Annotated in this window: 7 protein-coding genes; 5 read left to right on the forward strand and 2 right to left on the reverse strand. The window is 74.9% G+C overall.

Annotated features, from left to right (window positions below):
* Positions 1 to 16 precede the first annotated feature (16 nt).
* Together ACZ4VW_RS27925 and ACZ4VW_RS27930 are read right to left on the reverse strand one after the other, a co-directional pair.
* The gene (locus tag ACZ4VW_RS27925) at positions 17 to 805 is read right to left on the reverse strand and encodes a putative hydro-lyase (protein ID WP_467967065.1); all 789 of its coding nucleotides are present in this window, start codon (positions 803 to 805) and stop codon (positions 17 to 19) included.
* Entirely contained in the window at positions 802 to 2,082 is a 1,281-nt protein-coding gene (locus ACZ4VW_RS27930; RefSeq protein ID WP_467967067.1) for an MFS transporter, read from the reverse strand. Before ACZ4VW_RS27930 ends, ACZ4VW_RS27925 begins: the two co-directional genes overlap by 4 nt.
* Positions 2,083 to 2,255: 173 nt before the next feature.
* Here ACZ4VW_RS27930 and ACZ4VW_RS27935 point away from each other — a divergent pair, with 173 nt between their 5' ends.
* The 5 genes from ACZ4VW_RS27935 to ACZ4VW_RS27955 all read left to right on the forward strand — a co-directional run.
* Entirely contained in the window at positions 2,256 to 2,960 is a 705-nt protein-coding gene (locus tag ACZ4VW_RS27935) for a GntR family transcriptional regulator (RefSeq protein WP_467967069.1), read from the forward strand.
* A 62-nt stretch (positions 2,961 to 3,022) separates the two neighbouring features.
* Entirely contained in the window at positions 3,023 to 4,549 is a 1,527-nt protein-coding gene (locus tag ACZ4VW_RS27940) for a hypothetical protein (protein WP_467967071.1), read from the forward strand.
* Positions 4,546 to 5,283: a hypothetical protein gene (locus ACZ4VW_RS27945; protein ID WP_467967072.1), complete on the forward strand. Its 738-nt coding sequence runs from the start codon at positions 4,546 to 4,548 to the stop codon at positions 5,281 to 5,283. The genes ACZ4VW_RS27940 and ACZ4VW_RS27945 overlap by 4 nt, the downstream gene beginning before the upstream one ends.
* On the forward strand, positions 5,280 to 6,176 hold the full coding sequence (locus ACZ4VW_RS27950) for a hypothetical protein (protein ID WP_467967074.1): 897 nt from the start codon (positions 5,280 to 5,282) through the stop codon (positions 6,174 to 6,176). Before ACZ4VW_RS27945 ends, ACZ4VW_RS27950 begins: the two co-directional genes overlap by 4 nt.
* Before the next feature lie 31 nt (positions 6,177 to 6,207).
* Positions 6,208 to 11,108, forward strand: a 4,901-nt coding sequence (locus ACZ4VW_RS27955; RefSeq protein ID WP_467967076.1) for a hypothetical protein, incomplete at its 3' end; no start/stop codon positions are given.

Raw genomic sequence — 11,108 nt, forward strand, 5'->3', positions numbered from 1 at the left:
GGCGGGTGCGAGGAGATCAGGCCGCGACGCGGTACTCGGTGTCGCGTACATCGGTGACGAGCATCCGCCCCGGTGCGTGGGTGATCGCGAACGGCGGGCGCGAAGCCATCACGGCGGCCTGGGGGGTGACCCCGCACGCCCAGAAGACCGGCACGTCCCCGGGTTCCGCCGCGACCGCGTCCCCGAAGTCCGGGCGGTCCAGGTCGCCGATGCCCAGTGCCGCCGGATCACCCACGTGGACGGGTGCCCCGTGCACGGCGGGCAGCAGTCCGCTGAGCCGCCGCGCCGTGGGTACGAGGTCCGCCGGCACCGGGCGCATCGAGACCACCATCGGCCCGTGCAGCCGCCCGGCGGGACGGCACGCCCGGTCGGTGACGTACATGGACACGTTGCGGCCCTGCTCGACATGGCGCAGCGGCACCCCCGCCTCCGCGAGCAGGCCCTCGAAGGTGAAGCTGCATCCGATGAGGAACGAGACCAGATCGCCCCGCCAGTACGGGGTCACCTCGGTCGGCTCGTCGACGAGTCGCCCGTGCTCCCACACGCGGTAACGCGGGAGGTCCGTCCTGAGATCGGCGCCGGAGGCGAGCTCCGTGGTCCACGACCCGACGTCGGTGACGTCCAGGACGGGGCACGGCTTGGGGTTGCGGGTGCAGAACAGCAGCACGTCGTACGCCCAGTCCGCGGGCACCGAGATGAGATTGGCCTGAGCGTGGCCCGGGGCCCAGCCGGCCGTCGGGGCGGTCGATCCCGCACGGGCACGCGCGCGTGCCACCCGCGGGTCGAGCACTGCGGAGGACGTCATACCAGTTCCTTTCCGCGGGTCTCCGGCAGCCCGAGGAGCGCGAGCACCGCGAGGCCGTAGCCGATCGCCCCGAAGACCAGCGCGCCGCCGACGCCCCAGCTCTCGGCGAGGAAGCCCACCAGCGTGGGGAAGACGGCGCCCACCGCGCGCCCGGTGTTGTACGTGAAGCCCTGCCCCGTGCCCCGGACCGCCGTCGGGTACAGCTCGGCGAGGAAGGAGCCGAAGCCGCTGAAGATGGCCGACATGCAGAAGCCGAGCGGGAACCCGAGGACCAGCAGGAGGGTGTTCGCCCCGGCGGGGATGTTCGTGTAGGAGAGGACGGACAGCGCGGACAGCGCGGCGAAGAGCGCGATGTTCTTCTTCCGGCCGAGCCGGTCCGTGAGGTAACCCCCGGTCAGATAGCCGATGAAGGCCCCGGAGATCAGGAAGGTCAGATAGCCGCCGGTGCCGACCACCGTGAGACCGCGTTCGGTCTTCAGGAAGGTCGGGACCCAGGTGGCGAGCGTGTAGTAGCCGCCCTGGACCCCGGTCGACAGGAGCACCGCGAAGAGCGTGGTGCGCAGCAGCGGCGGCTTGAAGACGGTGGTGAACGAGCCGCGTTCGGTGGAGGCGCGCCGGATCTCGGCGGCCTGCGGGGCGTCCTCGACGTTCCGCCGCACGTACACCACGAGGAGCGCCGGCAGGGCGCCCGTCCAGAACATGACGCGCCAGGCGAGGTCGGCGTCGACGAACTGGAAGACCAGGGTGTAGACGATCACCGCGAGCGCCCAGCCGGCCGCCCAGGCGCTCTGGATGCCGCCGAGGGTACGGCCCCGGTGCTTGGCGGAGGCGTACTCCGCGACCAGGATCGCGCCGACGGCCCACTCGCCGCCGAACCCGAGGCCCTGGAGGGCCCGGAAGACCAGCAGGGTCTCGTAGTTGGGCGCGAAGCCGCACAACACGGTGAACAGGGCGTAGGTGATGACCGTGATCATCAGCGCCTTCACCCGCCCGATCCGGTCGGCGAGGATGCCGGCCAGCGCGCCGCCGATCGCCGAGACGACCAGGGTGACCGTCGTCAGCAGGCCGGTCTGGCCCTTGTCGAGGCTGAAGTAGGCGGCGATGGCCACCATCGAGAGCGGCAGGGTGAAGAAGTCGTAGGAGTCCAGGGCGTATCCGCCGAACGCGCCGCCGAAGGCGCGGCGGCCGCGCGGCCCGAGGGCCCGCAGCCAGGCGAACGCGCCCGTGTCGTCGGGCCGTTCGCCCTGGGTCTGCTGCTGGGTCTGTGTCGTGCTCATCTGCACCTCGCAGAGGGGGAGGAGCGTGCCTGAGAGACGTACCGAAGGACCGTGCGGTGTCGACAACGTAGAGGATCGTTGAACGATCCGACAAGAGGTATGTCGTCACGTTCTTGTGTCCGGGGGGTACCTGCGATTGACTCGGCCGCGGACGACGGAGGGAACGAAGCGCAGTGGGCGAGATCGACGAACTGGCGGACGACCGGGCGCTGCTCGGGCGGACCAGCACGGCGGAACGGGTGGCGGACATCCTGCGCACCCGCATCGCCGAGGGCTTCTTCCCGCCCGGCACGCGGCTGTCCGAGGACAGCATCGGCGGAGCCCTGGGGGTGTCCCGCAACACCCTGCGCGAGGCGTTCCGGCTGCTCACCCACGAGCGGCTGCTCGTCCACCGGCTCAACCGGGGCGTCTTCGTCCGCGTCCTCACGGTCGAGGACGTCGCCGACATCTACCGCACCCGCCGCCTGGTCGAATGCGCGGTCGTCCACGACCTGGGGCAGCCGCCCTTCGCCGTCGGCGGCCTCGCCGCCGCCGTCGAGGAGGGCGAGCGGGCGGCCCGCGCGGCGGACTGGAAGGGCGTGTCCACCGCCAACATCCACTTCCACCGCGAACTGGTCGCCCTGGCCGGCAGCGCGCGCACGGACGAGCTGATGCGGAGCGTCTTCGCCGAACTCCGCCTCGCCTTCCACGTCGTGGGCGATCCACGCGGCCTGCACGAGCCTTATCTCGTACGAAACCGGGAGATTCTGGAAGCGCTGCTCGCCGGCGAACGCGCGACGGCGGAGCACCTCCTGGCTCGCTATCTCGACGACTCCCGCACCCGGATCGTGGAGGTCTACGCGAAGGCGGTCGACGAGCCGGAGTCCTCCGAGGCCTGAGCGGGGCGGTCGCATCTGCGCCGTTTCGACCGTTGTCGGTGCGAGGACCTAATCTGTGCACCGTGACTTCGCCTGCCTCGACGGACCTCGTTCCGCCCCAGCTCAGCGCGGGGCCGCGGCCCGCGCAGGGCCCGGCCGCCGACGAAGGGCTCGCGCGGCGCCTCCGCGCGCTCGCGTGCACCGCGCCGCTGCACGACCTGGACACCCGCAAGGCGAACCTGGCCGGCGAGTACTCGGTCTACGCGATGGCCGAGGTCGCCCTCGCCGCCATCGACCTCGTCACGCTCACCATGGACTTCGACACCGGCGCCGATCATGAGCAGATCGTCGCCCGTCTCCTGCCCCGCGTCGCCGCCCAGGCGCCCGCCCGCCCGGCCGCCGAGCACGAGCGGGTCGCCCGCTGGGTCCTGGAGAACCTGATCAACGTCGGCAGCGTCGACCGCGGCTTCCGCGCGGTCTACGGCACCTTCGGCGCCGACGGCGTCTATACCCGCCGCGACTACGACTTCAAGCTGATCGAAGAGGTCCCCGGCTATGGCGGAGGCGTCTACCTCCGGACGACCGACGAGGCGGTCAACGTCCTCGTGGGCGCCCTGGACACGGACGTCACCAGCGCCCAGATCGCGGCCGAGGTGAAGCTCGAGGTGCTGATCAGCCGCGGGCGGCTCGCCGACGCCCAGCTCGCCGCCGAGCAGGCGCGGTACCGGACCGTGCAGTACGCCGAGACCCTCCGCAAGACCCTGGAGGCCACCCGGCGCAACGTGCGCGCGGTGGACTGGCTGCGGGCCGTCCCGGACATGATCGCCGAGGCGCTCGACCACGTCGCCGACCGCTACCGCCACGAGAACGCGATCCTCACCAACATCCGCAAGGCCCGCGACGAGGCCGAGGAGCCCGAGCACAAGCGCCGCGCCGCCGAGCTCGTCGACATCGTCAAGGACTGCATCCGCCGCCATACACAGCTGCAGTCCCGTCTCCTGGAGGCCGGACCGCTCTTCCGCGCCGAGCAGGACAGGCAGGCCTTCGCCGCGCCCACCTCGTACACCGGGATAGATCTGTACGGGCAGCTCGTCGCACCGATCCTGCCGCTCCCCGTGGAGCAGGCGATCAAGGTCACGGACGCCTTCTTCGCCCGGGGCACGGGCCTGCGCACCCCCGCCTCCGTGCGCGTCGGCGACCTCGTCGACATGCTGCTCACGCCGCCGGTCGAGCGGGAGCACCTCGGCGCGGAGATGCCCGAGCCCGATCTGATCGCCACGCCCGACGACAGTCGCTTCAGCGAGGAGCAGCTGGCGAGCGCGATGGAGCTGCTCGACCTGGAGCACGACGCGCCCCGCCGGCTCTCCGGCCTCCTCGCCGACGCCCGCCGCCGCGACCCCGACCTGCCGTACCTGGTCGCGCTCCTCGCCGTCCACGCCGCGAGCCCGCCGGTCGGCACCGCGTACCGCCAGGGCGAGGAGCGCCTGCTCTTCGCCGTCGACGACGGCACCCAGCTCGACGACCCGGAGTTCGGTGGCGCCGACCTGATAGTGGGTACGGCACTGCTCGACGCGCTCGGCATGGCGGCGGACCGTACGGAGGCCTCATGACCACGGACCGGTCGGCCCCCGGCCCGACGCCCGCGGACACCCACCCACATCCGACGCCCCTCCCCGCGCGCCTGCCCTCGACCCGCGCCGACGTCCCGATCGCGGCCGGTCCCGTGACCCCGCCCGAGACGGAGGCCCTCGCCACGGGCGAGACCGAGGCCCCGGCCGACGCGTCCCCGGCGACCGGGCTCGTGGCCCCGGGCGAAGCCGCGGGCCCGCGCGGTTCGTCGGCCGAGGGCGAGGACCCGGCCCCGGGCGAGGCGCCGCTCGAGGGCGGAAGCGAAGCGCCCGCCCGGCCGGCGGTCGGGACCGAGGAGCCGGCTGCGGAGCAGCGCCCCACTGAGGGCGAAGCCCCGGCGGAAGCCGGTCAGGGAGCCCTTCCCTCGGCCGACCCGCAGACCGACCCGCAGGCCGCTCCTCAGGCCGACCCTCAGACCGCCCCTGAGGGAAGCCCGCAGGCCGCCCCTCAGGACGGCCCTCGGGCCGACCCGCAGCCCGGGCCGTCCCTCCGCCGGATGGCCGTCGGTGTCGTGTCCGCGCCCGCACCCGCCCGTCGAAGCCCCGCGCCCTCCGTGCGGGCCGTCCGATTGACGGCCGTCGACGACGCGCCCGGCGACCTCCCGGACGTCCCCGCCCGCCGGCCGGCTGTGAGCGTCACACCCGTCCGCCTGCCCCTGACGCCCCCCGACCCCAGCGCACCACCGACAACCCGCACCGAGGAGCCCCAGCCGTGAGCGAACACCACGCCGAGCACACCGACGCGTGGAGCGAGCCGGAGCCTTCGCACACCCCCGCCGCGCCCACCGCCGTCACCCCGGCGGACGCCGCCGACGCCGCACGGCTCGTCTCGTTCGGGCTCCAGCCCAAGCTGATGCCGGCCCGCGACGCCGAGTACGCCGAACTGCTTCGGCGTTACCGGGAGAACCCCGCCTTCGCGCGCCTCGCCGACGCCGTCGCCACCGGCCTCGGGCTCATCGTCCTGGAGGTCTCCCCGCGCGCGGGCATGGCCGTCACCGCCGGCGAGGACTCCGTCTTCGCCGTCCGCATGGGCGACTACGCCCGCCGCGCCTCGACCGACTCCGCCGACCGCTTCCTGCACGGCCTCGCCCACCTCGCCGTCGCCGCCATGGCCTTCCCCCGCCCCGAGGACCTCGCCGACGACGGCTACATCGGCCGCCTCACCGTCAACGGCGTCGACGCCTTCGTACGCCAGGCCTGCCGCCGCCTCGAGGAGCGCGCCGAGGAGCAGGGCGAGAACACCGACCCCGCCTCCGACGCCCCGGGTCTGGAGGCCGCCTGGCGGATCTACGCCCGCCGCAGCTCCACCGGCGCCACCAAGGACGCCCGCCGCCTCGCCGGGTCCACCACCGGCATCGTCGGCAAGGCCGTCGCCTTCCTCACCGACTCCGGATTCCTCCAGCGCACCGGCGACGACGCCGGCGGCTCCTACCGCACCACCGCGCGCTACCAGCTCCAGGTGCGTGACATGGCGGGCAGCGCCGCCATGGCCGAGCTCCTCGACCTCGGCGTCGTCCCCGTCAGCGACGGCACCGCGACCCTCCTGCCGCCGCCCGAGGGCGACGACCTGGAGCTCGCCGCCGACGCCGGCCTGCCCTTCCACGCCTGATCCACGAACGAGACGACGAGAGTCCGCCGCCATGTACGAGCTGTCCCGGGTCCGCCTCTACTCCATCGGCCCCGCCGGTGCGCGCTACGCCGACACCGTCCTGGACCTGCGCGGAGTCGGCGCCCCGGTGCCCCACCCCGCCCCCACCCAGGCGGAATTCTTCGAGGAGGAGCCGGTCGGCCCGCCGCGCCGCCCCGCGCCCGCCGGCGTCCTCTTCCTGGAGAACGGCGGCGGCAAGTCCGTCCTCCTCAAGCTGATCTTCTCGGTCATGCTCCCCGGCCACCGCAACACCCTCGGCGGCGCCAGCTCCGGTGTCCTTCGCAAGTTCCTGCTCGCCGACGACTGCGGCCATGTGGCCCTGGAGTGGCAGCACACCCTCACCGGCGAGCTCGTCGTCGTCGGCAAGGCCAGCGAGTGGCGCGGCCGCCAGGTCTCCAACGACCCGCGGAAGTTCGCCGAGGCCTGGTACTCCTTCCGCCCCGGGCCCGGTCTGAGCCTGGACAACCTCCCGGTCGCCGAGTCCACCGCCGTGCGCCCCTCCGTCGAGGGCGCCTCCGGAGCGCAGGGCCGACGCCGCACCATGAAGGGCTTCCGCGACGCCCTCACCGAGGCGGGCAAGGCGTACCCGCACCTGGAGGTCTACTGGGAGGAGATCCACGACCGCTGGAACGAGCACCTCGGCGACCTCGGTCTCGACCCCGAACTCTTCCGCTACCAGCGCGAGATGAACGCCGACGAGGGTGAGGCCGCCGGCCTCTTCGCGGTCAAGAAGGACTCCGACTTCACCGACCTGCTCCTGCGGGCCGTCACCGACACCCGGGACACCGACGGCCTCGCCGACCTCGTCGCCGGCTTCGGCAACAAGCTCGGCCGGCGCGCCGAGCTCACCGCCGAACGGGACTTCACCGCCGGCTCCGTCGACCTCCTCGGCCGCATCGTCGAAGCCGCCGAGACCCGGGCACGCGCGCGTGACGTCCACGCCGGATCCGAGCGCCGCACCCGTACGCTCGCCCGCCGCCTCTCCGCCCGCGCCACGGAGGAACGCGGCCGCGCCGCAGAACTCGCCCAGCAGGTCACCTCCGCCGCGCACGCCGTCTCCGAGGCCGAGACCGCCCGCGGCCGCAGCTCCCTCATCGCCGCAGAACTGGCCTACCGGCACGCCTCCCTGGCCCTGACCGTCGCCGAGAAGGGCGCCGCCTCCCAGCGTCGCGAACTCTCCGACGCCCGCACCCTGCACGCCGCCTGGCAGGCCACCGAGGCCGTGCTCCGCCACCGCGCGGCAGGAGACCGCTCCGCGCGCGTGGCCGCCGCCATCCGCGAGGCCGAGCGCGACGCCGCGCCCGCGCTCGCCGCGCGTGCCAGGGCCGCCGCCGATCTCGTACGGGCCCTGCACGCCGCCGCCGAGGACGGCGAACGGCACGCCGCCGAGGAGGAGGAGCGCTCCGCCGCCCTCCAGGAGACCGGGGAGACCGCGCACCGCGACGCCACCGCCGCGGCGACCGAGGCCCAGCGCGCCCGCAGCGAGGCCGGCCACCTGCGCCAGCGCCTCGCCGAGGTCGAGCAGGAGACCGCCGAAGCGGTGCGGGCCGGCTGGCTCGACGACACCGCCCCGGACGCCGACCCGGCGCGCGCCGCGCTCGCCGCGAGCGACGCCGAGAAGACCACGGTCGCCGCCTGGGACGCGGCGCGCGACGCCGCCCGGAGCGCCGCCGACCACGCCCGTGAGGCCGCCGCCGCCGAGTCCCGCGCCGAACTGGCCGCCGCCCGCGCGGCGGACGCGGCCGAGGCCGCCGAGAGCGCCTACGACGCCGAGCGCCGCGCGGCGGAGTCCCTCGCCTCCGAGGAACGCCTGGCCGAACTCCTGAGCCTGCCGGCGCAGCAGCCGCCTGCCCCGCTTCCGGGCCAGCGCACGGGGGAGGGGGCCGCGGGCCCGGGCTCCGATCCCCGTGGGCCCGAGGGTCCCGGAGCGGCAGCCTCCGGCCGGCCGCACGGGACGGCCGGCGCCGGGGAGGAGACCTCCGGCCCGGACGACGGCCAGGGCCTCCCGTCCGCCGCCGCGCCCGGCGCCGCCTTCGGGCTCGTCGGCGCGTCCGGCCGCCCGGTCCGTCACGCCGGGCCCGAAGGGCCTCACGGCCCCCTCAGCGTCACGGAGTTCGACCGGTACGCCGACGAGCTGCGGCGGCTGCTCGACCAGTCCATCGCCTCGGCCGAGCGTCAGCTCTTCGATCTGCGCACCGCCGCCGCCGACGACTCCCGCATCCTCGGCGCCCTCGGCGACGGCGGACTGCTGCCGCCCGGCCCTGACGTCCTCGCCACCGTCGAGTACCTCGGCGAGCAGGGAATCCCGGCGCTCCCGGGCTGGCGCTACCTCGCCCAGGCCGTCGACCCCGCCGACCACGCCGCCGTGCTCGCCGCCCGCCCCGAGCTCGTCGACGGCGTCGTGATCACCGACCCGGTCTCGTACGCACGCGCCCGCGAGGTGCTCAGCACGGCCGCCCTGCTGCCGCGCTCGACCGTCGCCGTCGGCACCGCGGCCGCGCTGCTCGCTCCCGTCCCCAGCCCCGAATCCGGCGAGGACGCGGGCGTCTTCCTCGTCCCGCCGAACCCGGCCATGCACGACGAGCACGCCGCCGACCAGGAGCGCCACGCCCTGCGCGCCCGCGCCGCTGCCCGCGACGAGGAGATCCGTACGCTCGCGGCCCGGCTCACCGGTGACCGTTCGCTCGCCGCCCGGATCGGATCGTGGCGCGCCGACTGCCCGCCCGGCATGATCGCCGAACTGGCCGCCGTCGCCGCCACCGCGCGGGAGGCCGCGGAGGCGGCCGCCACCACGCTCGCCGAAGCACGGACGGTACGGGTTGAGGCCGACGAGGCCGCCGCCGACGCCGCCCGCGTACGGGACGAACGGCAGGAGGCCGCCCAGCGCGCCCGTCGGGTCGCCGACGCCCTCGCGGGCCTGGCCTTCCGGCTGCGCGAGCGGTCCGCCTGGCAGGCCAAACTCCGCGAACTGGCCGACGAGGCCGCCGAGTCCGAGGCCCGTGCCCAGACCTGCCTGGAGCGCGCCCGCGCCGCCGACGAGGACCGCCGCGCCGCCCAGCGGGCCGCCGACGACGCCCACCGCACCGCCCGCGCGCTGCGCGCCGAGCGTGCCGAGATCGCCGGCGCCCCCGACCAGCTCCCCGAGGCCGACCCGGCCGCGCCCCGCGCCGCGCTCCCCACGCTCCGCGAGGCCTACCGCGCCGCGTCCCAGCTCTACGAGAAGGTCGGCGTCGGCGCCGACCTGCGCGCCGAGCAGGCCCGGGCCGAGAGCGACGAATCCGCCGCCCTCGCCGAGTTGAACCGCCTCACCAACAAGGTCCGCGTCCGCGCCGAACAGCTCCTGGAGTCCACCGACGGCGCCGACGGCCCCTCCCGCCAGGCCGCCGCGGCCCGCGCCGAGGCCCTGGTGCAGATGCTGGAGACCCGTGCGTCCGAGGCGAGCGAGAAGCTCGGCCGGCTCCGCGGCGAGGCCGAGCGACTGGCACCCGAGGACGGCGAGGCACACACCGAGCTGCCCGAGGACCTGATCCCCGTCGACGCCGAGCAGGCCCAGACCCTGCTCCGTACCGCGACCTCCGAGCTCGCGGCCCGCAACGACGCCCTGGAAGCCGCCCGCACCGCGCACGCCGGCCTGCTGCGCGCCCACCGCGCCGCGGAGGACGCCGCGGGCGGATTCCAGGAGACCGCGGCGCTCCTGCGCGACCTGCTGCGCGACCACGCGGAGGACGAGGAGGACGGCCCGGAGACGTACCCCGGGACACTGGAGGAGGCCCGGCACACCGCCGCCGAGGCCCGCCGCTCGCTGCGCGCCTGCGCCGCCGAGCTCTCCGCGGCGGACGCCGCCGTACGGGAGGCCAGTGACATCCTCGTCCGGCACGCCAACTCAACCCGCTACGAGCAGGTCCGCACCCCGGCCCGGCAGCAGATCCGCGAACTGCCCGCGGCGGCGCTGCCCGAGCACGCGGCGAAGTGGGCCGAGGCGTTCGCGCCCCGGCTCAGGGTCCTCACCGACGAACTGGAGCAGCTGGAGCGCAACCGCGACTCCATCGTCGACCGGCTCCGTGGGCTGGTCGAGTCCGCGCTGACCACGCTCCGTTCCGCGCAGCGCCTGTCACGGCTGCCCGAGGGGCTCGGCGAGTGGTCGGGGCAGGAGTTCCTGCGCATCCGCTTCGAGGAACCGGACCAGGCCACCCTGACCGAGCGTCTCGGGGAGGTCGTCGACGAGGCGACCCGCGCCGCCGTCAAGAAGAACTCCGACCTGCGCCGGGACGGGATGTCCCTGCTGCTGCGGGGTGTTCAGGCGGCGCTGGAGCCGCGGGGCATCGCGGTCGAGATCCTCAAGCCGGACGCGGTGCTGCGGGCCGAGCGCGTCCCGGTCGGTCAGATGGGCGACGTGTTCTCGGGCGGCCAGCTCCTCACCGCCGCCATCGCGCTGTACTGCACGATGGCCGCGCTGCGCTCCAACGACCGGGGCAGGGACAAGCACCGCCACGCGGGCACCCTCTTCCTCGACAACCCGATCGGCCGCGCCAACGCCACGTACCTCCTGGAGCTCCAGCGGGCCGTGTCGGACGCCCTCGGCGTCCAGCTGCTCTACACCACCGGTCTGTTCGACACGACCGCGCTCGCGGAGTTCCCGCTGGTCATCCGCTTGCGCAACGACGCGGACCTGCGGGCCGGTCTGAAGTACATCAGCGTGGAGGAGCACCTGCGTCCGGGGCTGCCGCAGCCGAGCGCGGAGGGCGAGGCCATCCACGGCGAGATCACCGCGACCCGGATGTTCCGCCGCACACCGGCGGAGGAATCCGTGCGGCGGGGGGGGGGAGGGGGGGGGGGGGGGGGGGGGGGGGGGGGGGGGGGGGGGGGGGTGGGGTGTGGTTCTTTCAGACCCAG

It is taken from the genome of Streptomyces sp. NPDC029139 (genome assembly GCF_055564335.1).